General features: G+C 68.5%; 22 protein-coding genes. 16 read left to right on the top strand and 6 right to left on the bottom strand.

The window, feature by feature from the left end:
* Positions 1–8 precede the first annotated feature (8 nt).
* A complete protein-coding gene (locus tag Q9R02_RS11675; protein ID WP_305996869.1) occupies positions 9–791 on the bottom strand; it encodes an ABC transporter ATP-binding protein in 783 nt (260 codons plus the stop codon).
* Positions 792–1,077: 286 nt separating this feature from the next.
* Here Q9R02_RS11675 and Q9R02_RS11680 point away from each other — a divergent pair, with 286 nt between their 5' ends.
* Together Q9R02_RS11680 and Q9R02_RS11685 are read left to right on the top strand one after the other, a co-directional pair.
* Positions 1,078–2,877: a proline--tRNA ligase gene (locus Q9R02_RS11680; protein ID WP_305996870.1), complete on the top strand. Its 1,800-nt coding sequence runs from the start codon at positions 1,078–1,080 to the stop codon at positions 2,875–2,877.
* 37 nt (positions 2,878–2,914) lie between these two features.
* Positions 2,915–3,727 carry a sulfite exporter TauE/SafE family protein gene (locus tag Q9R02_RS11685; protein ID WP_305996871.1) on the top strand — a complete coding sequence of 271 codons (813 nt, stop codon included), beginning with the start codon at positions 2,915–2,917 and terminating at the stop codon, positions 3,725–3,727.
* 10 nt (positions 3,728–3,737) lie between these two features.
* Here the strand turns inward: Q9R02_RS11685 and Q9R02_RS11690 are convergent, their stop codons facing one another.
* From Q9R02_RS11690 to Q9R02_RS11700, 3 genes are all read right to left on the bottom strand, one after another.
* Positions 3,738–4,718, bottom strand: a complete 981-nt coding sequence (locus tag Q9R02_RS11690; protein WP_305996872.1) for an aminoglycoside phosphotransferase family protein — start codon at positions 4,716–4,718, stop codon at positions 3,738–3,740.
* A 69-nt stretch (positions 4,719–4,787) separates the two neighbouring features.
* Positions 4,788–5,528: a VIT1/CCC1 transporter family protein gene (locus Q9R02_RS11695; protein ID WP_305996873.1), complete on the bottom strand. Its 741-nt coding sequence runs from the start codon at positions 5,526–5,528 to the stop codon at positions 4,788–4,790.
* A gap of 135 nt (positions 5,529–5,663) precedes the next feature.
* Complete coding sequence (locus Q9R02_RS11700) at positions 5,664–6,752, bottom strand: DUF4439 domain-containing protein (protein ID WP_305996874.1); 1,089 nt, start codon at positions 6,750–6,752, stop codon at positions 5,664–5,666.
* Between the two features lie 135 nt (positions 6,753–6,887).
* Between Q9R02_RS11700 and rimP the strand changes: the two genes are divergently transcribed.
* The 5 genes from rimP to rbfA all read left to right on the top strand — a co-directional run bounded on the left by rimP (position 6,888) and on the right by rbfA (position 12,462).
* Positions 6,888–7,478 (top strand): ribosome maturation factor RimP, encoded by a 591-nt coding sequence (gene rimP, locus Q9R02_RS11705; protein ID WP_305996875.1) that lies wholly within the window; start codon positions 6,888–6,890, stop codon positions 7,476–7,478.
* A 1-nt stretch (position 7,479) separates the two neighbouring features.
* Positions 7,480–8,451 carry a transcription termination factor NusA gene (gene nusA, locus Q9R02_RS11710; protein ID WP_305996876.1) on the top strand — a complete coding sequence of 324 codons (972 nt, stop codon included), beginning with the start codon at positions 7,480–7,482 and terminating at the stop codon, positions 8,449–8,451.
* Positions 8,452–8,576: 125 nt separating this feature from the next.
* Positions 8,577–8,933, top strand: coding sequence for a YlxR family protein (locus Q9R02_RS11715; RefSeq protein WP_305996877.1), 357 nt, complete (start codon positions 8,577–8,579; stop codon positions 8,931–8,933).
* A 154-nt stretch (positions 8,934–9,087) separates the two neighbouring features.
* Entirely contained in the window at positions 9,088–11,946 is a 2,859-nt protein-coding gene (infB, locus tag Q9R02_RS11720) for a translation initiation factor IF-2 (protein WP_305996878.1), read from the top strand.
* Between the two features lie 81 nt (positions 11,947–12,027).
* Complete coding sequence (rbfA, locus tag Q9R02_RS11725) at positions 12,028–12,462, top strand: 30S ribosome-binding factor RbfA (RefSeq protein ID WP_305996879.1); 435 nt, start codon at positions 12,028–12,030, stop codon at positions 12,460–12,462.
* 88 nt (positions 12,463–12,550) lie between these two features.
* Here rbfA and Q9R02_RS11730 read toward each other — a convergent pair whose 3' ends face one another.
* Positions 12,551–13,294 (bottom strand): hypothetical protein, encoded by a 744-nt coding sequence (locus Q9R02_RS11730; protein WP_305996880.1) that lies wholly within the window; start codon positions 13,292–13,294, stop codon positions 12,551–12,553.
* Positions 13,295–13,438: 144 nt separating this feature from the next.
* Here Q9R02_RS11730 and truB point away from each other — a divergent pair, with 144 nt between their 5' ends.
* From truB to Q9R02_RS11750, 4 genes are all read left to right on the top strand, one after another.
* Positions 13,439–14,341, top strand: a complete 903-nt coding sequence (gene truB, locus Q9R02_RS11735; protein ID WP_305996881.1) for a tRNA pseudouridine(55) synthase TruB — start codon at positions 13,439–13,441, stop codon at positions 14,339–14,341.
* Complete coding sequence (locus tag Q9R02_RS11740) at positions 14,341–14,694, top strand: hypothetical protein (RefSeq protein WP_305996882.1); 354 nt, start codon at positions 14,341–14,343, stop codon at positions 14,692–14,694. Before truB ends, Q9R02_RS11740 begins: the two co-directional genes overlap by 1 nt.
* Before the next feature lie 21 nt (positions 14,695–14,715).
* Complete coding sequence (locus tag Q9R02_RS11745; protein ID WP_305996883.1) at positions 14,716–15,138, top strand: hypothetical protein; 423 nt, start codon at positions 14,716–14,718, stop codon at positions 15,136–15,138.
* A 70-nt stretch (positions 15,139–15,208) separates the two neighbouring features.
* The gene (locus tag Q9R02_RS11750; RefSeq protein ID WP_305996884.1) at positions 15,209–16,180 is read left to right on the top strand and encodes a bifunctional riboflavin kinase/FAD synthetase; all 972 of its coding nucleotides are present in this window, start codon (positions 15,209–15,211) and stop codon (positions 16,178–16,180) included.
* Positions 16,181–16,186: 6 nt separating this feature from the next.
* Here Q9R02_RS11750 and Q9R02_RS11755 read toward each other — a convergent pair whose 3' ends face one another.
* The gene (locus Q9R02_RS11755) at positions 16,187–17,575 is read right to left on the bottom strand and encodes a DUF2252 domain-containing protein (RefSeq protein WP_305996885.1); all 1,389 of its coding nucleotides are present in this window, start codon (positions 17,573–17,575) and stop codon (positions 16,187–16,189) included.
* Positions 17,576–17,699: 124 nt separating this feature from the next.
* On the opposite strand from Q9R02_RS11755, the gene Q9R02_RS11760 reads away from it, so the two are divergent.
* The 5 genes from Q9R02_RS11760 (at position 17,700) to Q9R02_RS11775 (ending at position 22,335) form a co-directional block, all read left to right on the top strand.
* Entirely contained in the window at positions 17,700–17,867 is a 168-nt protein-coding gene (locus tag Q9R02_RS11760; protein ID WP_305996886.1) for a hypothetical protein, read from the top strand.
* Between the two features lie 5 nt (positions 17,868–17,872).
* Complete coding sequence (locus Q9R02_RS11765) at positions 17,873–18,184, top strand: hypothetical protein (protein WP_305996887.1); 312 nt, start codon at positions 17,873–17,875, stop codon at positions 18,182–18,184.
* A 274-nt stretch (positions 18,185–18,458) separates the two neighbouring features.
* Positions 18,459–18,731: a DUF6881 domain-containing protein gene (locus Q9R02_RS16525; protein WP_367575474.1), complete on the top strand. Its 273-nt coding sequence runs from the start codon at positions 18,459–18,461 to the stop codon at positions 18,729–18,731.
* An 884-nt stretch (positions 18,732–19,615) separates the two neighbouring features.
* The gene (rpsO, locus tag Q9R02_RS11770) at positions 19,616–19,885 is read left to right on the top strand and encodes a 30S ribosomal protein S15 (RefSeq protein WP_305996888.1); all 270 of its coding nucleotides are present in this window, start codon (positions 19,616–19,618) and stop codon (positions 19,883–19,885) included.
* A gap of 212 nt (positions 19,886–20,097) precedes the next feature.
* Entirely contained in the window at positions 20,098–22,335 is a 2,238-nt protein-coding gene (locus Q9R02_RS11775; RefSeq protein ID WP_305996889.1) for a polyribonucleotide nucleotidyltransferase, read from the top strand.
* Positions 22,336–22,338: the final 3 nt, after the last annotated feature.

Below are 22,338 nucleotides of genomic sequence, written 5' to 3' on the forward strand. Positions count from 1 at the left end.
GCGCGGATTCACGACTCCTCCCTTCCGTCCACGCCCTCGTCGGGCGCGGACTCCTGGATCATGGCCAGGAACGCCTGTTCCAGGTCCTGATTGTGCCCGCGCTCGGCGAGCTCGGCCGGCGAGAGCTGGGCGAGCAGGCGGCCCTCGCGGAGCAGGAGGAGTTCGTCGCAGTGCCGGGCCTCCTCCATGACGTGGCTGGAGACCAGGAGTGTGGTCCCGCCCTGGGCGAGTCTCCGGAAGTGGTCCCACAGCTCGGCGCGCAGGACGGGGTCCAGCCCCACCGTGGGCTCATCCATCACCAGCAGCTGCGGGTCGCCCACCAGGGCGCAGGCCAGGGACACGCGGTTGAACTGGCCGCCGGACAGGCTGGCAGTCAGCCGGGCTGCCTCCGGGACCAGTCCGACCGCCTCCACGGCTGCGTCGGCCTGGGCCCGTGACCGGCCGTGGAGGGTGGCGAAGTAGCGGACGTTGTCCCGGACGGTGAGATCGCGGTACACGCTGGGGGACTGAGTCATATAGCCCAGCTGGGCGCGCAGAACCCGGGCTCCCGGGCTTGCGCCGAGCACCGTCACGTCACCGCTCCGGAACACCTGGAGGCCCATGAGGACCCGCATGAGAGTGGTCTTCCCGCTTCCGGACGGGCCCAGCAGGCCGGTGATGCTCCCGGAGGGGATGGAGAACGTCAGATTGCGCAGGACGTGGGCGCGGCCCCGCCGGACATGGAGATTCCGGGCCAGGACGGCGGCTTCCGTGGGACGGGCGACCGGCCCGTCGGCGGTGGCAGGGAGCATTTGTCCACCCCTTCGTGACGGCCCCTCGCGGGGTGGGGATTAATTCATCACGTGATGAATTAACGGTACGTTCAGGGACGGACGTGGTCAAGGGTCTTGCCGGATCACACGGTCCCGGGCAGGCGCGACCGAGGCCTGGTGCCACCCGGCCCACGGTCCCGCCCCATCCACCGCCGGAACCCGATAAACTCAAGGGTGCACCGCGCCGGATGGCTCCGGCCGGCCTCACTTGTGCCGGGTACACCCGCGCAGCCTCAGCCCTGAATCGCCCAGAAACGGATAATCAGTGATCACACGCCTTTCCTCGCTCTTCCTGCGGACCCTGCGTGAAGACCCGGTGGACGCCGAAGTCGCCAGCCACAAGCTCCTGGTGCGGGCCGGCTACATCCGGCGTGCCGCCCCGGGCATCTACACCTGGCTCCCGCTGGGCCTGAGCGTGCTGCGCAAGGTGGAGCGGATCATCCGTGAGGAGATGAGTTCGTTCGGTGCCCAGGAGGTGCACTTCCCGGCCCTCCTGCCCAAGGAGCCCTACGAAATCACCAACCGCTGGACCGAGTATGGCGAAGGCATCTTCCGCCTGAAGGACCGCAAGGACGCGGACTACCTGCTGGCACCCACCCACGAGGAGGTCTTCACCCTCCTGGTCAAGGACCTCTACTCGTCCTACAAGGACCTGCCGCTGTCGATCTACCAGATCCAGAACAAGTACCGCGACGAGGCGCGGCCGCGCGCCGGCCTGCTGCGCGGCCGCGAGTTCATCATGAAGGACTCGTACTCCTTCGACGTCGACGACGCCGGCCTGGACGCCAGCTATGCGGCTCACCGCGCGGCCTACATCCGGATCTTCGAGCGGCTCGGCCTCGAGGTGGTGCCGGTCAAGGCCACCGCGGGCGCGATGGGCGGCTCCAAGAGCGAGGAGTTCCTGCACCCCACCGAGATCGGTGAGGACACGTTCGTGCGCTCGGCCGGCGGCTATGCTGCCAACGTCGAGGCCGTGACCACCGTGGCACCCGAGGCGATCGACTTCGCCGGGCTGCCCGCCGCCGTCGTGCTCGACACCCCGGACACCCCCACGATCGAAACCCTCGTGGTGGCCGCCAATCAGATCTCCCCGCGCGGGAGCGGCGCGTGGACCGCCGCGGACACGCTGAAGAACGTGGTCCTGGCCGTCACGCTGCCCACCGGCGAGCGCCAGCTCGTGGCGATCGGCGTCCCCGGCGACCGCTCCGTGGACCTCAAGCGTGTGGAAGCCAACATCGGCGCGTTCCTCTCCGTCCCTGGTGAAATCGGACTCGAGGCCGCCAATGAGGAGGACCTCAAGGCCAATCCGCAGCTGGTCAAGGGCTACATCGGCCCCGGCCTGTCCCTCGAGGAGCCGCTGCTCGGCGCCGAAGCGGCGTCCAAGGTGCTATTCCTGGTGGATCCCCGTGTGGTGCCCGGCTCCAGCTGGATCACCGGCGCCAATGAGCCTGGCAAGCACGTGTTCGGTCTGGTGGCCGGCCGGGACTTCGGCTGGGACGGCGTCATCGAGGCCACCGAGGTGCGCGCCGGCGACCTGGCACCGGACGGGAGCGGACCGCTGGAGCTCGCCCGCGGCATCGAGATGGGCCACATCTTCCAGCTCGGCCGCAAGTACGCCGAGGCCCTGGAGCTGAAGGTCCTGGACCAGAACGGCAAGCAGGTCACGGTGACCATGGGCTCCTACGGCATCGGCGTGACCCGGGCGGTGGCTGCTCTGGCCGAGTCCAACCACGATGACCGCGGCCTCATCTGGCCCCGCAACGTGGCCCCGGCCGATGTGCACGTGGTGGCCGTCGGCCGTGGTGAGGAGATCTTCGCCACCGCAGAGAAGCTCTCCGCCGAGCTCTCCGCCGCAGGCCTTGACGTCATCTACGACGACCGCCCCAAGGTCTCCCCGGGGGTGAAGTTCGGCGACGCCGAACTCCTGGGCGTGCCCACCATCCTCGCCGTCGGCAAGGGCTTGGCGGACGGAGTGGTGGAGCTCAAGGACCGCCGCAGCGGCGAAGCGGTGAACGTCCCCGTCGCAGAGGCCGTCGAGGCGGTCCGCGCCGCCGTCGCGCACTGAGCACTGAACGCATGAGACGGTCACCGCTGGGCGTGCCATGCTGAGCGGCCTGGAACTGCAGAGCGGTTTCGGGCTCCTCGGCGGCGGCACGCTCGCGGTGATCCTCGTGGCCGGTTTCTGCGCCGGCTGGGTGGACGCCGTGGTCGGCGGTGGCGGGCTGATCCAGCTGCCGGCTCTGCTTCTGGTGCCCGGCATCAGCCCGGTGCAGGCGCTGGCCACCAACAAACTCGGCTCCATCTTCGGCACCACCACCAGCTCGGTCACGTACTACCGACGGGTGCACCCGGACCTGAAGACCGCGCTGCCCATGGCGTTCATCGCCCTGGCGGGCAGCTTCGGCGGGGCGGTGATCGCCACGCAGCTGCCGGGCAAGGCCTTCAAGCCCATCATCGTGGCCGCCCTTCTGGCGGTCCTGATCTTCACCTCCCTCCGGCCGAAGGTGGGCGAGCACACCGCCCTGCGGCATGAGGGGCGGACCCACTATGTTGTGGCCTGCGTGATCGGCGCCCTGATCGGGTGTTACGACGGGCTCATCGGCCCGGGCACCGGCTCCTTCCTGGTCATCGCCCTGGTCTCGCTCATGGGTTATGCCTTCACGGAGGCCAGCGCCAAGGCCAAGATCGTGAACATGGCCACCAACGCCGGGGCCCTCCTGTTCTTCCTCCCGCACGGATCGCTTCTGTGGGGTGTGGGGCTCGCCCTGGGCGCCGCGAACATGGCCGGCGGCTACCTGGGCGCGCGCATGGCCGTCGCCCGCGGGAACTCCTTCATCCGCTGGGTGTTCCTGGGCGTGGTGGCGGTCCTGATCGTCAAGCTCGGCTTCGACGTCTGGCAGGAGAACTTCGCGTAGGACGTCCGGGCTAGTCGTCCAGGCCAGGGTCGTGCAGCCTGGTGGGGTCCACCGAGTCGTCCAGGACCCGACCTGAGAGTGCCGAGGCCAGCCACAGCGACCGCTGGGTCTCGCCTTCGTGTCCCGGCCGTGCGGCGAACCACAGGGCGTCTTCGACGAAACTCACCACGGACCACTGCCGTGCCAGCTCGGTGTCGAGGCCGGCCTCCGCGCAGAAGTCCTTCAGCCTGCCGTTCACCGCGGCCACCGGATCCGCCGCCCCATACTCGGCGATCCTGTTCCGCAGCACCGGCGGCAGGGAGAACTCCGCGGGACCGAGCACGGCCTGAGGATCGATGGCCACCCAATCGGCGCCGCCGTCCGGGCCGGGCCGGGCGAGGATGTTCCGGAAGTGCAGATCCTGATGGACCAGGACGTCCGAGTCGTCACGGCGGGCCACGGCGCCGTGGGTCTGGCAGACCTCCAGGGCCTCATGGAGGAGCCAGGCCGGGAACGGCCGGCCGAGGTCCATCCAGTCCTGGGGAAGTTCATCACACCACCGTTCGGCCAGATCGGACAGCCGGGGAATGCGATAGCTGTGATCCGTGGAGACCGGGCTGCCGGCGACGGGCACCTCGCTCAACTGCCGGACGATGCCGCCCCAGATCCAGGCCGCCTCGTTCAGCGGCACATCCCAGAGAGTCCGGACCGGGCTGAGCCGCTCCAGCAGCAGTGCGCAGTGCGCGGGGTCGTCATCCAGGAGCCGGACCGCGCCATGGCCCTGCCAGTGCCTCAGCGCGGGGCCTTCAGACAGGGTCTCCTCCACCGGAAGGGACACCTTGAGGACGGCTTCCCGCCCCTGGGCCAGCACCGGCAGGACGATGCCGCTGTACCCGTGCAGCACGGGGAAGCCGGGGGAGACGTCAAGCACCAGCCCCCATCGGCGGAAACACTCCTCCACCAGGGCGGGGAGGGAACGCACCCAGGCCTTCCCCTCCGCCGTGCGGTTCATCCGACGCTCCAGGGCAAGAGGAATCGGCAGAGGCTGGCTCACACCTTCAGCGTAGACCCGAAAGGATGATCAGACCACGCCGCTCTGCCCGAGCAGGCTGCCGATGAGAAAGGTCGCCCCCAGCGCCACAGCCCCACCGATCACCACGCGCACGGCCGCGCGGGGAGCCTTGGCCCCGCCGATCCAAGCGCCCAGGGCACCAGTCGCGGCCAGGGCCGTCAGGACCACGGCGAAGGTCACGGGGATCCGGAGGCCGGCGGGCAGGAGGAGAATCGACAGAAGGGGGAGAAGTGCACCCAGGGTGAAGGCGAGAGCGGAGGCGAGCGCCGCATGCCACGGGCTGGCGATCTCCTCCTCATCGATGTTGTACCGGGCACTCAGCTGCGCGGCCAGGGCGTCCTTCGCGGACAGCTCCTCGGCCACGGCGCGGGCGGTCTCCGGCGACAAGCCGCGTGCTTCATACGCCGTCCTGAGACTTTCCAACCGCCCCTGGGGATCGGTGCGGAGCGCCTCCTCCTCGCGCCGGATGAGGGCGCGCTGGCTGTCGCTCTGACTGCTGACCGAGACGTACTCGCCCAGCGCCATCGAGATCGCGCCACCGATCAGGCCGGCCGCACCCGCGGCCAGAATCGGGCCTTGCTGGGAGGTGGCGCCGGCGACGCCCACGACGATGGCGGCCACGGAGACGATGCCGTCGTTCGCCCCGAGGACTCCTGCCCTCAGCCAGTTGAGACGCTGAGCCAGTCCGCCCCGGGAGACCTGGCCGGCCGGAGCCTGCGCCGTGGGTTCGCTCTGTGCCTGTCCGCTCATGTCCGTCGTCGTCATGACCTCAGCAAACCACCGTGGCGGGCAGGCTTCCAGCAATGTTTGCCTAGGCTGACAAGACTGAGGCACGCCTCAGGAAGGCGAGGCTCAGCTTGGCTGAGGCGCTCGCCCGCGCGGGTGTCAGCGGGACGACGACGGCGTGGGCACCGGTGCCGTGGCCGGCGGAACCGGAAGGCCCGGCAGTGCATCGGAGCCACTCAGCCCGGCGCCCCACTCCTTCGCCCGGACCGCGGAGCCGAGGACCACCCGCAGGGCCCACACACGTTCGCCCGGCCCGGCCGACGCCACGAGGTCCAGGCCCGCGCCGGTCAGCTCGGCCTCCGCGGCACCCAGCGCGGGTCCGGGGGAGGAGAGGAACGACGGCGGCAGAGAGTAGCCGGGCGCGGCGAGCCCATCCGGCCGGCAGGCGGAGGCCAGCCACGCGAGCCCGTCCCGCGTGATGTTCCCCACGGCGCCCAGGGAGGTCGCGCTGCGTCTCTGACCCGCGGTGTCCTGCCGGGGGAGTGCCACCTGGTAGAGGTACTCCGCCCGTCCCGCGGTCCGCAGCAGAGCCCGCGTCGCGTCCGCGGCGGCGTCACTCATGGGCTGCCCGGCCGCCGTCGTGCCGGGGGTTCCGGCGCCCGGCGTGGGACTGCCGCTCGGTGCGGAGGCTGCGACTCCGGTGACGCACCCTGACTGGGGGACCGATGGCGCAGGCGTCAGAGACTGCGCCGTCAGCGCGGCGGTGGGCCGGCCGGCCGACACCGGAGTGAGTGCGTTCAGGCGCCCCAGTGCCGCTGAGGCATAGAGGCGCGCCAGCCCTGGGTCGGGTTCGACGGCGGCGCGGTCCAGGAGGTCGTGCACGCTTCGGACGGCGTCATCCAGGAAGGGCCCGGCCGACGGCGTGGGCGCGGAGGATGCGGTGCCGGAGGGCGTGGCTGTGGCGGGAGCCGTGCCCGGGATGGCCAGGGCGGCGGCCTGAGTTCCGAGAATTTCCGCCAGCCCGGAGAAGGTGCCGGAAGCGGTGCGGTCCAGGATCCGGGCCTGTTCCGCAAGCTCCTGGGACCGGGCGGACAATCGTGCCTGCGCTGTCTCCGACTCGGTGGGATCCGCCGGGGCCGGGCGGAGAAAGTCCTCCCCGGCGCTGAGCCCCACCACGAGGAGCGTGATCACGGTGAGCGGAATCAGCCGGCCGACGGCCACGAGCCGTCTCTTCCCCAGGTTTTTCATCACCAGCGATTTTCCCACGCTTTGATGGACTCCCGGCTCCGGCCGGGATGCCCGTCCGGAGGGCCCGGGAGCCGCGGAGGGGAAAAGTCGATACTCTATAGGTTGAAAACTTCAACCAGGGAGGCTTTGCGGACCATGAGCGCTGCCGGACATTCGACGACCCCACACTCTGGGGAACAGGACCCGGAGGCGGCCCGGCTCCACGGACTCCTGGAACCCGTGGTCACCGCCCGAGGGCTCTTCCTGGAAGAGGTGAGCATCCACCGCGCCGGACACCGGCGCACCGTGCAGATCTTGGTGGACCTGCCCGAGGACCAGCAGGGCGGCGTCAGCCTGGACTTGATCGCGGAGGTCTCCACGGACATCTCCGCCGCATTGGACGGCGACCCGCAGGACGGCACCGACGCCTATGAGCTGGAGGTCTCCTCCCCGGGCCTGTCCCGTCCGCTCACGCAGCCCCGCCACTGGCGCCGGAACCTCGGCCGTCTGGTCAAGGCCCGCCTGGTGGAAGGCGAACCGGTCACCGGCCGGGTCCAGGACGTCCAGGAGGACTCCGTGACCCTGGTGCCCCGCCTCGAGGCCCGCAAGGGCGTCAAGGTCAAGGACGGCGAGCCCGTCACCCTGCTTTTCACCGCGATCCGCCAGGCCAAGGTGGAGATCGAATTCAATCATCTGGACCAAGTGCCGCTGGACGACGTACTGGATCCCGAAGCCGAGGAGGCCTGATATGGACATCGACATGAGCGCACTGCGTCTCCTGGAGCGTGAACGGGAAATCCCCCTGGACAAGCTCATCCCCACCATCGAGCAGGCGCTGCTGGTGGCCTACCACAAGACCCCTGGCGCCATCGATCAGGCCCGTGCCGAGCTGGACCGCAAGAGTGGCCATGTGACGATCTGGGCGAGTGAGACCGACGAAGAGGGCGAGGTCATCGGCGAGTTCGACGACACCCCGGACGGCTTCGGCCGCATCGCCGCCAGCACCGCCCGCCAGATCATCCTGCAGCGGCTGCGCGACGTGGAGGACGACAACGTCCTCGGCGAGTTCAAGGGCCGCGAGGGCGAGCTGGTGGCCGGCCAGATCCAGCAGGGCCACAACCCCCACATGGTTCAGGTCAACCTGGGCAGCGTGGAGGCCCTCATGCCGCCGCCCGAGCAGGTCCCGGGCGAGAAGTACCTGCACGGCAACCGTATCCGCGCCTTCGTGGTGAGCGTGCAGCGTGGCCAGAAGGGTCCCAGTATCACGCTCTCCCGTACGCATCCGGGCCTGGTCCGGAAGCTGTTCGAACTGGAGGTCCCGGAGATCGCGGATGGCTCCGTGGAGATCATGGCGCTGGCCCGCGAGGCCGGCCACCGCACCAAGATGGCTGTGCGGGCCAACCGCCCGGGCATCAACGCCAAGGGCGCCTGCATCGGTGAGATGGGCTCCCGCGTGCGCGCCGTGATGAACGAGCTCAACGACGAGAAGATCGACATCGTCGACTTCTCCGACACCCCGGAGACGTTCATCGCCAACGCGCTCTCGCCGTCGAACGTCACGAGCGTCACTATCGTGGACCCGTCCACTCGCTCGGCACGAGTCGTCGTGCCCGACTACCAGCTGTCCCTGGCCATCGGCAAGGAAGGGCAGAACGCCCGTCTGGCGGCCAAGCTGACCGGCTGGCGCATCGACATCGTCTCCGACGCCGCCGCCAACTGAGCCCGACTCGCCGAGGCGGCCCCAAGGCCGCCGCGGAGGGCGTAGAATGGGAAGGCCGGGTTCCCGGCATGGCATCCGTATGTCCACCGGAGGGTGGCATACGTTCGTGATGGAGGCAGGCGCAGGTGGCAGCACAGAACAGTGTTCCCACGAAGCCCGATGCCCCCGAACGCACTTGCGTCGGATGCCGCCGTCGGGAACCTCAGGAACAGCTCATCCGGCTGACATGCACGACCTCTGACGCGGGCGAACGCCGCGTTGTGGTCGATGTGCGACGCCGGATGGGCGGCCGGGGTGCCTGGTTGCACCCCGGAACCGAGTGCCTGGCCCTGGCGCAGCGGAAACGTGCGTTCGCGCGTGCCTTCCGCTCGGCCGTCGTGAGCGACGGCCTGGACCAGGATCCGGCACTGCATAGTGTCCCCGCGACGGCCGAAGGGTCTGCGGGGGCGACCGTCCAAAGTGAAAGCGGGTCAGAAATCTGATGGAAACCCGATGAGTTCCCTGCGATGAGCGCGTAACCATGAGCAATCTGTTGCGCGCCGCACAGTGCCCGGGGCTGCCGTCCGCAGCCAAGGGCCGGAAGAAGTACTAGACGGTTCGTGCCAAGGCTGATGCGCGGACCGAGACAGGAGAAATGTGGCCAAGGTCCGCGTACACGAGCTCGCCAAGGAGCTCGGTATCACCTCCAAGGATGCGCTTGCAAAGCTGCAGAGCCTCGGAGAATTCGTGCGTTCCGCTTCTTCGACCATCGAACCGCCGGTGGCCAAGAAACTGCGTGACGCCTTCCCGGGTGGGGGATCCTCCTCCGCCCCTGCCGCACCCGTTGCGGCCAAGCCCGGTGCACCCCGCGCCGCGGCCCCCAAGGCACCCGCTGCGAGCCCTGCTGCTCCGGCGGCACCTCAGGCGCCTGCGGCTCCGGTCGCTGAGGCGCCCGCCGCTCCGGAGCAGAGCCCTGCCGCACCCGCCGCCCGTCCGGGTGGCATGAAGCCCGGTTTCGGTCCGAAGCCCGGTTCTCGTGCCGCCGCCGAGGCGGAGGCCGCGGCACGTGCTGCCGCGCGTGCCGCCAAGCCGGCCGGTCAGCAGGCCCCCCGTCAGGGTGGCGCACGTCCCGGCGGTCCCCGTCCGGGCAACAACCCGTTCGCCAGCTCCCAGGGCATGCCCCGTGGGCGTGACGGTGAGCGTGCTCCGCGTCCGGGCAACAACCCGTTCGCCAGCTCCCAGGGCATGCCGCGCCCGGGTGGTCCCCGTCCGGGTGCGCCCGGTGCCGGTGGACCCCGCCCCGCCGCGGGTGCCGGTGGTCCCCGTCCGGCAGCAGGCGCCGGTGGCCCCCGTCCGGGTGCCCCGCGCCCCGGTGGTGCACCCCGTCCGGGTGGCGCCCCGCGTCCCGGTGGTCCCCGCCCCTCGCCGGGCATGATGCCCAGCCGCATCGAGCGTCCCGCACCCGGTGCGGCAGCGCGTCCGGGTGCCCGTCCCGGTGGCGGCCCCGGCCGTCCGGGCGGCGGCACCGGTGGTGCTCCTGCCGGCGGTGGTTTCGGCAAGGGCGGCCGCGGTCGCGGCGGTACTCAGGGCGCCTTCGGCAAGGGCGGAGCCGGCCGTGGCAAGCAGCGCAAGTCGAAGCGTGCCAAGCGCCAGGAACTGGAGCAGATGAGTGCTCCGTCGATCGGCGGCGTGACCGTACCCCGTGGTAACGGTGACACCGTCATCCGACTGCGCCGTGGTTCCTCCATCACGGACTTCGCTGAGAAGATCGATGCCAACCCGGCGTCGCTGGTGACCGTGCTGTTCCACCTCGGTGAGATGGCCACGGCCACCCAGTCGCTGGACGAGGAGACCTTCGAACTCCTGGGTGCCGAGCTGGGCTACAAGCTCCAGATCGTGTCTCCGGAGGACGAGGAGCGCGAGCTGCTCAGCAGCTTCGACATCGACTTCGACGCCGAACTTGAGGCTGAGGGCGACGACGAGCTGCAGGCCCGTCCGCCGGTGGTCACCGTCATGGGTCACGTCGACCACGGTAAGACCCGCCTGCTGGACGCCATCCGCAACTCGGATGTGGTGGCCGGTGAGCACGGTGGCATCACCCAGCACATCGGTGCCTACCAGATCACCCACGAGCACGAAGGCGTCGAGCGCGACATCACCTTCATCGACACCCCGGGTCACGAGGCCTTCACGGCCATGCGTGCCCGTGGTGCCAAGGTCACTGACATCGCGATCCTCGTGGTCGCCGCCGACGACGGTGTCATGCCGCAGACGGTGGAGGCCCTCAACCACGCGCAGGCCGCCAATGTGCCGATCGTGGTCGCGGTGAACAAGATCGACAAGGAAGGCGCCAACCCGGACAAGATCCGTGGCCAGCTGACCGAGTACGGCCTGGTTCCCGAGGAGTACGGTGGCGACACCATGTTCGTGGACGTCTCCGCCCGCCAGAACCTGCACATCGACGACCTCCTCGAGGCCGTGCTGCTGACCGCCGACGCGGCCCTGGACCTGCGCGCCAACCCGGACAAGGACGCTCGAGGCATCGCCATCGAAGCGAACCTGGACCGCGGCCGCGGTTCCGTGGCCACCGTCCTGGTCCAGTCCGGCACGCTGAACATCGGTGACACGATCGTGGCCGGCACGGCTCACGGCCGCGTCCGTGCGATGTTCGACGAGGACGGCGCAACCCTCACCGAGGCAGGCCCGTCCCGCCCGGTCCAGGTGCTGGGTCTGTCCAGCGTGCCGCGTGCCGGTGACACCTTCTTCGTGACCTCTGACGAGCGCACCGCCCGTCAGATCGCGGAGAAGCGTGAAGCCGCCGACCGCAACGCCGCCCTGGCCAAGCGCCGTAAGCGCATCAGCCTGGAGGACTTCGACCAGGCCGTCGCCGAAGGCAAGATCGACACCCTCAACCTCATCCTCAAGGGTGACGTGTCCGGTGCCGTGGAAGCCCTCGAGGACGCCCTGCTCAAGATCGACGTCGGAGACGACGTTCAGCTGCGCGTCATCCACCGCGGTGTGGGTGCCATCACGCAGAACGACGTCAACCTGGCGACCGTGGACAGCGCGATCATCATCGGCTTCAACGTCAAGCCGGCCGAGCGCGTTGCCGAACTGGCCGAGCGTGAAGGCGTGGACATGCGCTTCTACTCGGTCATCTACGCCGCGATCGACGACATCGAGCTCGCACTCAAGGGCATGCTCAAGCCCGAGTACGAGGAAGTCCAGCTGGGTACCGCCGAGGTCCGCGAAGTGTTCCGTTCCTCCAAGTTCGGCAACATCGCAGGCTCGATCGTGCGCTCCGGCCTCATCCGCCGTAACGCCAAGGCCCGTGTGCTGCGTGACGGCAAGGTCATCGGTCAGAACCTGTCCATCGATTCGCTGAAGCGCTTCAAGGACGACGCCACCGAGGTCCGCGAGGGCTTCGAGTGTGGTATCGGCCTGGGCTCCTACAACGACATCGTTGAGGGCGACATCATCGAGACCTTCGAGATGCGCGAGAAGCCGCGCGTCTAGGAGCGTCTGAGAGGCCGGGCCCCGGGGAGATTCGGGGCCCGGCCTTCCGTTCACCATCACACGCTTTTTGAGGAGGAGAACATGGCAGATCCAGCACGCGCCGGCAGACTGGCACAGCGCATCAAGGTCCTGGTGGCTGAGGCTCTCAGGAAGGCCGTCAAGGACGAGCGGGCGCTCGACATCACCGTGACCGACGCACGCGTCACGAACGATCTCCAGCACGCCACCGTCTACTACACCGTCCTGGGCGGTGCGGAGACGAAGGCCGGAGCGGAGGAGGTCCTTGCGAAGAACAAGGGCATCCTGCGCCGGGAGGTCGGACGCAATCTGACCATCCGTCTGACGCCCACCCTGGAATTCGTCGCGGACGAGATCCCGGAGAACGCCTCCAACCTTGAGGAACTGATCCGCAAGGCCAAGGAACGGGACGCCGAAGTGGCGGCCCTGGCCGAAGGAGCCGTCTTCGCGGGCGAGTCCGATCCGTACAAGAAGGACGAGGAAGCACAGGAGGACTGACTCCCGCGCGTCCCGTGACACGGCAGAGGGCCGGTGGTGCAGACCACCGGCCCTCAGCCGTGTTCCGGGAACGTCTCCCGGAGAAGGATCAGTTGCCCCAGACGATCGGCTTGTCCGTGTAGGGGTTCAGATCGGACGTCGGGTAGTTGCTCGAATACCCCGTGTAGGTGACCTGGGCCACCGCGGTCCCGGCAGGGGCGAGCGCCACGCTGCACGCCTGCCGGGTGTCGCCGAGGGCCTTGAAGCTCGACGCCGACGGGCACTTGTCGAACCCGCCGAAGATGATCAGGCTGTCCGCGCGGGCCCCTCCGGCGAGGAGACTGCGGAACCCGGTGTCGTTCCAGGAGACGTACTTGACCGGTTTGACGGCGTCCTTGAGGGTGACTTCGCTGTGGATGTAGAAGGGCGTGTATCCCTTGTACTTGCCGTCCTTGTCCAGCGAGGCGAGATCCGCGTAGGAGCCCTTTTCGATCGAGGTGACCTTGACCTCGAAGAGCTGCCGGTCGTAGTAGTCCTTGTCCGGCTTTCCGTTGGTGACCAGGATGCTGGCCGGTTTTCCGAGCGCCAGGGAGGTTCCGGCAGGCGTCATCTGATCGACCGTGGGGCCGCCGGCCGGAGCCTGGGCCGATCCGGAGGAGCTTTGCGTCCGGGCCGACGTCGCAGAGGCGCTGGGTGTGCCGGCAGCAGTCTGAGGCGCGGAGCCTCCCGCCGTGGTGGGGTTGCCGCCCCCCTTCGATTCGACCGTGATGCTGCAGGCGCTGGCGCCCAGGACGAGGGCCGCGGCGAGCGCGACCGTCCCGGCCAAGCGCGTGCGCGAAGTGAAGCTGGACATGATTCCCCGATCCTTGCAGGTGCTGACCGCACCGAGTTAGTGCAATCGCTGGGGCAACGATCTCACGCCGATGTCCGCCGCGCGATGGGGACTGCTCCCCATGATCGGACGGAACGGTGCCCGCGGGCTTCTATACTGGAAGGCGTGCTTTCGGGACTGGTGATCGTGGACAAACCACAAGGGTGGACGAGCCACGATGTCGTGGCACGCATGCGCAGGCTTGCGGGGACCCGGAAAGTGGGGCACGCGGGAACGCTCGATCCCATGGCCACCGGGGTGCTGGTGGTCGGCGTCAACAAGGCCACCCGCCTCCTGACATACATCGTCGGCACGGGCAAGCGCTACACGGCCACCATCCGCCTCGGCCAGTCGACCATCACGGACGACGCCGAGGGCGAGGTCACGGCGGCCCACGACGCTTCCGCCGTGAGTGAAGAAGCGGTGCGCACCGCCGTCGCAGCTTTCCTCGGGGAGATCCAGCAGGTGCCCAGCAGCGTCAGCGCCATCAAGGTCAACGGCGAGCGCTCCTACGCCCGGGTCCGGGCGGGGGAGGACGTGGCGCTGGCGGCGCGTCCCGTCACCATCCACCGTTTCGACGTCCTGGATGTCCGCCACGAAGGCTCCCTGGTGGACGTCGACGTCGACGTCGAGTGCTCCTCCGGCACGTACATCCGGGCACTGGCCCGGGATCTCGGTGCCGGGCTGGGCGTGGGTGGCCACCTCACCGTGCTGCGCCGCCACGAGGTTGGACCGTTCACCCTGGACGCCGCACGGACCATGGAACAACTGGCCGAGGACTTCCAGGTCCTGGACCTCGACCAGGCCGCCCGGGACCTCATGCCGTCCCGCGAGCTGAGCGCCGAGGAGGCCGCCGACCTGTCTCACGGGCGCCGGATCCTGCGCGACCCGGAGCAGCCGGCCTCCGCGGAACGCCCTGTGGCCGCGTTCGCACCGGACGGGGCCCTGATCGCGCTCCTGGCCGACTCCGGCCGGCACGCCAAGCCCGTCCTGGTCTTCCCGGCGGACGCACCGGAAGGGGCCGCCTGATGGACGGTTACTTCTGGGCCACGGCCGTGGTGGGGGCCATCTCCACCGTCATCTGCCTGGTGGCCGGGATCATGGGCAAGAAGCCCAATGACGTGACCATCCTCTCCGTCGGTGCAGTCTTCCTGGTGGTGCTCGTCTACCTGGTGGGCTCGATCATCCGCGTGATCGCCGGCGAGCATCTCCGGGGTGCGGCGTGGGAGTTCTGGGGCTATATGCTCACGGCCCTCGTCCTGCCCCTCGGCGCGGTCTACTGGTCCGTGCTGGAGCGGACCCGGTGGAGCAACTTCGTCCTGGCAGTGGTGGGCGTGACCGCGCTGGTCATGGCCGCCCGCATGAACCAGATCTGGTACTAGAAGAACTACAGGAGACCCGGTTTGACCTCCGCAACCCGTCAGGACAGCCAGAACACCCGCAACACGGGGCCTGGCCGGCTCCTCATCGCCGTCTACGGCGTCTTCGCCCTCGCCACCACGGCACGGGCGGGATTCCAGATCGCCACCAAGTTCCACACGGCACCGGTGGCGTACCTGCTGTCCGCTCTCGCGGCGGTGGTGTACATCGTGGCGACCGTGTCCCTGGCACGCCGTGGCACGGCGTCGTTCAAGGTGTCCGTGGCGGCGGTGAGCCTGGAACTCCTCGGAGTGCTGGTGGTCGGCGCGCTCAGCGTCTTCGACAAGCAGGCGTTCCCGGAGGACACCGTCTGGTCCGGCTTCGGCAAGGGCTACGGCTTCGTCCCGCTCATCCTGCCCCTGCTCGGCCTCTGGTGGCTCTACCGTCGCCGGCCGTCGGCGGCCTGAGCCGTTCATTGCGTGGATAATCGTGACAGGCCGTCCCGTGACGGCGCCGCCTGACGACAAGGGAATTCGCATGGTTGACATTTGGCAGGGCCTGACCGAGGTCCCGGCCGGGTACGGTCCCGCCGTCGTGACGATCGGGAACTTCGACGGCGTGCACCGCGGCCACCGCCGCGTGCTGACGCGGCTGGTGGCCTCCGCCCGCGAGCGTGGCGCCCGCGCCGTCGTCGTGACCTTCGACCCGCACCCCGCACAGGTCCACCGCCCCGAGCGCGCCCCGGAGCTGATCATGGGGCTGCAGGACCGCATCGAGGCCCTCGAGGCTGAGGGAGTGGACGGTGTCCTGGTCATGGAGTACACGCTGGACCTGGCCGCCATGACGGCCCGCGAGTTCGTGCAGGACGTCCTGGTGGACGGGCTGCACGCGTGCGGTGCGGTGATCGGCCACGACACCCGCTTCGGCTCCGGCAACAGCGGCGACGTGGACACCATGCGGGAGCTGGGCGCCGAGCTCGGCTTCCAGGTGGAGGTCATCGACGAGTTCGGCACCGACGACGACGGCGGGCTGGCGCGCCGCTGCTCCTCCACCTGGGTGCGTGAGACGCTCGCGGCCGGGGACGTGGAGCAGGCCGCGACGGTGCTCGGCCGTCCGCACCGCATGCGGGGCGAGGTGGTGCACGGTGCCGCCCGCGGCCGCGAACTGGGCTTCCCCACCGCCAATCTCTCTCCGCAGGCCACCGGGTTCGTCCCGGCGGACGGGATCTACGCCGGCTGGCTGCAGGAGGAATCCGGCACCCGCTGGCCCGCCGCGATCTCCGTCGGCTCAAACCCGACGTTCGAGGGTGTCCAGCGTCAGGTCGAGGCGTTCGTGATCGGCCGGCCCCAGGAGCGCGTGGAGGACTTCAACCTCTACGGCCAGCAGGTGGTGCTGGAGTTCGTGGCCCGTCTGCGCGGCATGGTGGCCTACCGCGGGCCGGAGGCGCTCGTGGAGCAGATGTGCTTGGACGTGGAGCAGAGCAAGACCCTTCTGGGCGTCCGCGTCTGAGCGGATTCAGGCGGTGACGCTCTCCTCCCGGGGAACGTCACGGTTCTGCGGGGTGCGGTCCTCGAGGCTCGTGACGAACGCCTCATGGTCCCGGGCGTTGAGGTCCGCGTAGGCCTGCGCCCAGTCCACCAGCGCGGTCCCCGCCCGCTTGCCCCCGCCGAGGTATCCGGAGACGCGGGCGGCGGCCGGAGACTGCGAGTGGGACCGGGCCAGGAGGACGGCGCACGCCTGGGCGTAGCCGTGGAACGACTCGTCCTCCAGGGTACTGACGTCGATCCCGCCCTTCATATCGCGGAACTGGCGCAGGTAGAAGTCGCCGAGCGGCGTCTTCAGATGGCCCAGGAACGGGTCGGAGCACGCCTGGAGGATCTTCTGCATGCCCACCACCCGGGCGCCTTCGCCGAAGCCGGCGATCCCGTCCAGCATCGGCTTCGGCTGGGGGATGCCGCCGTACTGGGCCAGGACGCTCTCCCGGGCCTCCTTGGCCTGGAGGATCAGGATGTCCCCACCGGCCTCCTCGAGGGCGATCACGAAGCACTGGGTGCCCACGCTGCCCACCCCCACCACGCGGCGCGCGAAGTCGGAGATGCTGTAGTGCCCCACCAGGAAGGCGATGTCGATCGCGGCGGAGCGCTGGTAGGCGCGGTACAGCTCCTCGAAGTCGTGCGCGGTCACGGCGTCCACCCGCTCCATGACCGGGGGAGCGTCCACGAAGCGGGCCCGGCCGTCCGGCCCGGGCGCAGTGAGTTTGCGGGCGGCCTGGCCTGAGGTGCGGCGTCGTGCCTTGGTCAGGGCTTCCTCCAGGGCCCTGCGGGAGTGCCCCTCCAGCCTGTCCAGGATCTGCTCGGCGTTCACATTGGTGTAGAAGCGCTGTACGGGGCTGAGCCTCAGCCCGTCCTTCAGGCCGCGGCGGTAGGACTCGACGATGGCCAGGGCGGCCCTCTCGATCACCTTCGGTGCCCGTCCGTCCTGGCGGCCCGCGACGACGAAGCTGGTCATCAGGCGCTTCACGTCCCACTCCCAGGGTGCCCAGGCGGCCTCGTCGAAGTCGTTGAGATCGAAGACCAGGCTGCGCTCGGGGGAGGCGTAGAAGCCGAAGTTCGCCAGGTGGGCGTCCCCGCAGGAGCCCACGCCGATGCGGGAATTGGGGTCCCGGGCCAGGTCCGCCGCCATGACGGCGGCCGCGCCACGGTAGAAGGCGAAGGCCGAGGCGGCCATGCGCTCCTGGCGCAAGGGGATCAGTTCCTGCACCCGGGTGGCGTTCTGCTCGGTCAGGATCCCCAGCGGATCACGGTCCCCGGTGGTCAACCGGGCGAGGTCCTTGCGTGGATGCTCCGCACGGGCCGAGCGGCCGGCCGTGAGCTGTTCGTGCAGGGTGAGGTTCTGGGTCGCCATGGGGTTCAGTCTGGCTCGTGGAGGAGATGCGGGCAAGGCCTGCCGGTCCCGTGCCTGGCTTTCGATGAGAGAAGACCAGGAGACGCTCACGAAGAATCCCGCCACTCGGTACACCTCGAAGGAAATGAACGGCGGCAGCCTCAACATTCTCGCCCGAGGAACCAAGCAGGACGTGCTCGCTCTCGAGCGCTCCCTGCACGAGTGGCTGCCCATCGGTCCTGAAGAGGGCCAACTATTCTACATCGAGAAGCAGATCGCCAACGGTCTCCTTCCACCCCCGTACCCTTGGTAGGAGTCATGGAATTCATCCTCGTCCTTCAGTGGCCGGCAACTTCCGAGGCCGACTACGACGTTCTCATCTCCCTAGAGGAGCACCTTGAGTCCGACCTCAATGAGGCCCATGGCTTCGTTGACGGACATGACTTTGGCGCTGGGGAGATGAATCTGTTCGTCCACACTGATCAGCCACTCGATGCCTTTCGGGACGCCCAGGAGGTTCTTGGTGCCGATCCGCGCTGGGCCACTGTGCGTGCTGCCTACCGGTCGGTCGACGGGGATGATTACACCGTGATCTGGCCCGTGACGCTTCAGAAGTTCTCGGTGTCGTGATGCCTGGGAAGCGGCGTGACGCTCGGCACTTTGATCCGTTGTGGCGCGACCGGAGCGATTTCATCATCGCTGCAGACATCTCGTCGCAAGGACCGGATGCGGCACGTGAGCAGTTCTAGGCACGCCGGATCTCTGAAACCTGCTTTGAGATGTGCTGGATTCCGTTCATCCACTACGCCTTCACCCTGGCCGACGTAGTGGAATCCGAGGTGCCGGGGGAGGCCCCGCTCGACCTTGTGGGCCGGACCATGGGATTCGGGGCTAGCTGATGATCATGTATGTCAAGGTTGTATGGCACCACGAATTCGATGAAGAACCGACTCTCTTGCTCAGTGAGATCGAGAACAGACGTGAGGTCCGCAAGGTGGAGAAGTTCGGGGACGGACGCACCCAGTTCGCTGGCCCAGAGGGCTCCACGGGCGACACTACGCTGTCCGAGACTTTGATGCCGTCTCCTAGGGAGATCGCGCAAGACCCGCAGTTCTCACTAGAGCTAATGAGTGCAGAAGATTTCGAGGCAGAGTGGCGGGCTGCCGGCGGACGCTGAAGGCCGGGCACCGGTCCGATGTCTCGGTCCGGCTTGTTGAGTCAGATCGGGCTAAGCTACTGGCGAGTGTCTTCCGCGAGGGCTCGCGCAGTGTGATGTTCCGATTCCCTGAAGCGGGCGAACACGAGGACGGAGACATGTTTGGCGCAATCATCGAAGAGCTTGTCGAGCAGCCCGACGGTCAACTCCGTGCCCGTGTGATGTTCAGGAGCGACCTCGCCCGAATCTACGTGATGCCTGGCGCCACATTCGAGGTTTGGTACGCCCAAGCAATCGGCGACGGAGTCGTTGAGCCGTGGATCGGTCCGCGTCGCCAGCGATGAGTACAGAAAGTAATCGGCCGCCGGTCCGGCTCTGGGAAGGACCAATCGAACAGCCCATCTATCGTGACCGTGACGGTGAACGAAGCCGCGATATGTCGTCGCGGCTTTCGCGAAACGCGTAGGAGCGCGCACCGGTGATAAACACGGTCTCGATGTCGTCGACCTTCATCGCGTCGCACGGATCAGCTGGGCTTCGGCCTCGACGTCGATGCGCCGGACCTGGGCAGCTGCGACCAACGGCGCGATCGACGTCCTTTCAGTAGTTTTCGGAGGGTGTCCAGTCTCAGCGCCTTGCGCATCGCCGTCTGCAGCGACCACCCCAGCAGCGGCCTCAGCCTGCACGTTCATCACGCACCTCCCGAGTCAGAGCCGCGCCGTTCACCATACAATCCGGGCCGCGTCTGGCTTTCGACAAGAAACGTCACGGGACGGTAGAATCGGGGAGGATCCGGCTGCAGTCCGTGGTTGCCGGTCCCTGCTCGCTGTCCTCTTCGGTGGACCGGGCACACCCGGCAGTGAGTCTCTGTCCGGGCCGCACGGCACACTCAGTAGGAGTTCACTGTGGCACTTGACGCCGCCGTAAAGACGCAGATCATCAACGAATACGCCACCCACGAGGGTGACACGGGTTCCCCCGAGGTCCAGATCGCTGTGCTGTCCAAGCGCATCGCCGACCTGACGGAGCACCTGAAGTTCCACAAGCACGACCACCACACCCGCCGTGGCCTGATGGCCCTGGTCGGTCGCCGTCGTCGTCTGCTGCGCTACCTGCACGACACCGACATCAGCCGCTACCGTTCGCTCATCGAGCGCCTCGGCCTGCGCCGCTAGTTGGTCTGGAAGCGGCCCGCTCCTCGAGCGGGCCGCTTCCTGCAGTATCGCCCGGTTCAGCGATGAGCCGGGCACCGAAAAACCTCACGTGACCTGAGCCCGCGGCATTCGCGGTCCTCGGTAGTGACCTCCGGGCCGGATCCCGCCCCGAGGGTCTCGATCGAAGACCGGGTGCCGGGTGCAGGGCACCGACAACGAAACGGAGGTGACCCATGGAGGGTCCCGAAATCCAGTTCTCCGAGGCGATCATCGACAACGGCCGATTCGGCCAGCGCGTGATCCGCTTTGAAACCGGCCGTCTGGCCAAGCAGGCCGCAGGTGCGGCCATGGTGTACATCGACGATGACACCGCACTCCTCTCCGCCACCACCGCCGGCAAGCAGCCGCGCGAGGGCTTCGACTTCTTCCCGCTGACCGTCGATGTGGAAGAGCGCATGTACGCCGCCGGCCGCATCCCGGGCAGCTTCTTCCGCCGCGAGGGCCGTCCCTCCACCGAGGCCATCCTGGCTTGCCGCCTCATGGACCGCCCGCTGCGCCCCGCCTTCGTGAAGGGCCTGCGCAACGAGGTCCAGATCGTGGTGACCGTGCTGGCCATCAACCCGGACGAGCTCTACGACGTGGTGGCCATCAACGCCTCCTCCATGTCCACGCAGCTCTCCGGCCTGCCGTTCTCCGGCCCGATCGGCGGCGTCCGCGTCGCCCTCGTCGCCGACGAGCAGGGCACCCAGTGGGTCGCCTTCCCGAAGCACTCCCAGCTCGAGAACGCCGTCTTCGACATGGTCGTGGCCGGCCGCATCGCCGGTGACGACGTCGCCATCATGATGGTCGAGGCCGAGGCCACCGACAACTCCTGGAACCTCATCAAGGAACAGGGCGCCACCGCTCCCACCGAGGAGATCGTGGCCGAAGGCCTCGAGGCCGCCAAGCCGTTCATCAAGGCTCTGTGCGAGGCCCAGGCCGACCTGGCCGCCCGTGCCGCCAAGCCGACCGTGGAGTTCCCGGTCTTCCTGGACTACCAGGACGACGTGTTCGCCGTCGTCGAGTCCGCTGCCGCCGCCCGCCTGTCCGAGGTCTTCCAGATCGCCGACAAGCAGGAGCGCGACAACGCCTCCGACGCTCTCAAGGACGAGGTTCTCGCCTCTCTGGCCGAGCAGTTCGAAGGCCGCGAGAAGGAGCTCTCCGCAGCCTTCCGCGCCGTCACCAAGCAGGTGGTGCGCCAGCGCATCCTCAAGGACCAGGTCCGCATCGACGGCCGTGGCCTGACGGACATCCGCCAGCTCACCGCCGAGGTCGAGGTCCTGCCCCGCGTGCACGGCTCCGCCATCTTCGAGCGCGGCGAGACCCAGATCATGGGTGTCACCACGCTGAACATGCTCAAGATGGAGCAGCAGATCGACTCCCTGTCGCCGGAGAAGACCAAGCGCTACATGCACAACTACAACTTCCCGCCGTACTCCACCGGTGAGACCGGCCGCGTCGGCTCCCCGAAGCGCCGCGAGATCGGCCACGGCGCCCTCGCCGAGCGCGCCCTGGTGCCGGTGCTGCCGAGCCGCGAGGAGTTCCCCTACGCGATCCGTCAGGTGTCCGAGGCCCTCGGTTCCAACGGCTCCACCTCCATGGGTTCCGTCTGTGCCTCCACCCTGTCCCTGCTGAACGCCGGTGTGCCCCTGAAGGCCCCCGTCGCCGGCATCGCCATGGGCCTGGTCTCCGACGAGGTGGACGGCCAGACCCGTTACGCCGCCCTGACCGACATCCTGGGCGCCGAGGATGCCTTCGGCGACATGGACTTCAAGGTCGCCGGCACCCGTGAGTTCGTCACGGCCATCCAGCTGGACACCAAGCTGGACGGCATCCCGGCCTCCGTCCTGGCCGCCGCCCTGAAGCAGGCCCGCGAGGCCCGCCTCCACATCCTCGACGTGATCAACGCCGCGATCGACACCCCGGACGAGCTCTCCGAGTTCGCCCCGCGCGTCATCGCCGTGAAGATCCCCGTGGACAAGATCGGCGAGGTCATCGGCCCCAAGGGCAAGATGATCAACCAGATCCAGGAGGACACCGGCGCGGACATCTCCATCGAGGACGACGGCACCGTGTACATCGGCGCCACCAACGGCCCGTCCGCCGAGGCCGCCCGCTCCGCGATCAACGCCATCGCCAACCCGCAGATCCCCGAGGTCGGTGAGCGTTACCTGGGCACCGTGGTCAAGACCACCACCTTCGGTGCGTTCGTCTCACTGACCCCGGGCAAGGACGGCCTCCTGCACGTCACCGAGCTGCGCAAGCTCGCCGGTGGCAAGCGAGTGGACAACGTCGAGGACGTCGTCTCCGTGGGCCAGAAGGTCCAGGTGGAGATCACCAAGATCGACGACCGTGGCAAGCTCTCCCTCTCCCCGGTGGTTGAGGACGAGTCCGCTTCCGACGATGAGGCCGCACTGGTCGGCGAAGCCTGATCG

The organism is Arthrobacter horti (genome assembly GCF_030731045.1).
Lineage (GTDB): Bacteria > Actinomycetota > Actinomycetes > Actinomycetales > Micrococcaceae > Arthrobacter_E > Arthrobacter_E nanjingensis.

What these genes read in the sequence shown, in the direction of transcription:
- Q9R02_RS11755 (WP_305996885.1), bottom strand. Translation starts at nt 17,575, where the DNA reads ATGGCGACCCAGAACCTCACCCTGCACGAACAGCTCACGGCCGGCCGC.
- Q9R02_RS11700 (WP_305996874.1), bottom strand. Translation starts at nt 6,752, where the DNA reads ATGAAAAACCTGGGGAAGAGACGGCTCGTGGCCGTCGGCCGGCTGATT.
- Q9R02_RS11760 (WP_305996886.1), top strand. Translation starts at nt 17,700, where the DNA reads ATGAACGGCGGCAGCCTCAACATTCTCGCCCGAGGAACCAAGCAGGAC.
- Q9R02_RS11690 (WP_305996872.1), bottom strand. Translation starts at nt 4,718, where the DNA reads ATGAACCGCACGGCGGAGGGGAAGGCCTGGGTGCGTTCCCTCCCCGCC.
- Q9R02_RS11765 (WP_305996887.1), top strand. Translation starts at nt 17,873, where the DNA reads ATGGAATTCATCCTCGTCCTTCAGTGGCCGGCAACTTCCGAGGCCGAC.
- Q9R02_RS11685 (WP_305996871.1), top strand. Translation starts at nt 2,915, where the DNA reads ATGCTGAGCGGCCTGGAACTGCAGAGCGGTTTCGGGCTCCTCGGCGGC.
- rbfA (WP_305996879.1), top strand. Translation starts at nt 12,028, where the DNA reads ATGGCAGATCCAGCACGCGCCGGCAGACTGGCACAGCGCATCAAGGTC.
- Q9R02_RS11695 (WP_305996873.1), bottom strand. Translation starts at nt 5,528, where the DNA reads ATGAGCGGACAGGCACAGAGCGAACCCACGGCGCAGGCTCCGGCCGGC.
- Q9R02_RS11675 (WP_305996869.1), bottom strand. Translation starts at nt 791, where the DNA reads ATGCTCCCTGCCACCGCCGACGGGCCGGTCGCCCGTCCCACGGAAGCC.
- Q9R02_RS11740 (WP_305996882.1), top strand. Translation starts at nt 14,341, where the DNA reads ATGGACGGTTACTTCTGGGCCACGGCCGTGGTGGGGGCCATCTCCACC.
- Q9R02_RS11750 (WP_305996884.1), top strand. Translation starts at nt 15,209, where the DNA reads ATGGTTGACATTTGGCAGGGCCTGACCGAGGTCCCGGCCGGGTACGGT.
- Q9R02_RS11775 (WP_305996889.1), top strand. Translation starts at nt 20,098, where the DNA reads ATGGAGGGTCCCGAAATCCAGTTCTCCGAGGCGATCATCGACAACGGC.
- Q9R02_RS16525 (WP_367575474.1), top strand. Translation starts at nt 18,459, where the DNA reads ATGTATGTCAAGGTTGTATGGCACCACGAATTCGATGAAGAACCGACT.
- rimP (WP_305996875.1), top strand. Translation starts at nt 6,888, where the DNA reads ATGAGCGCTGCCGGACATTCGACGACCCCACACTCTGGGGAACAGGAC.
- nusA (WP_305996876.1), top strand. Translation starts at nt 7,480, where the DNA reads ATGGACATCGACATGAGCGCACTGCGTCTCCTGGAGCGTGAACGGGAA.
- Q9R02_RS11730 (WP_305996880.1), bottom strand. Translation starts at nt 13,294, where the DNA reads ATGTCCAGCTTCACTTCGCGCACGCGCTTGGCCGGGACGGTCGCGCTC.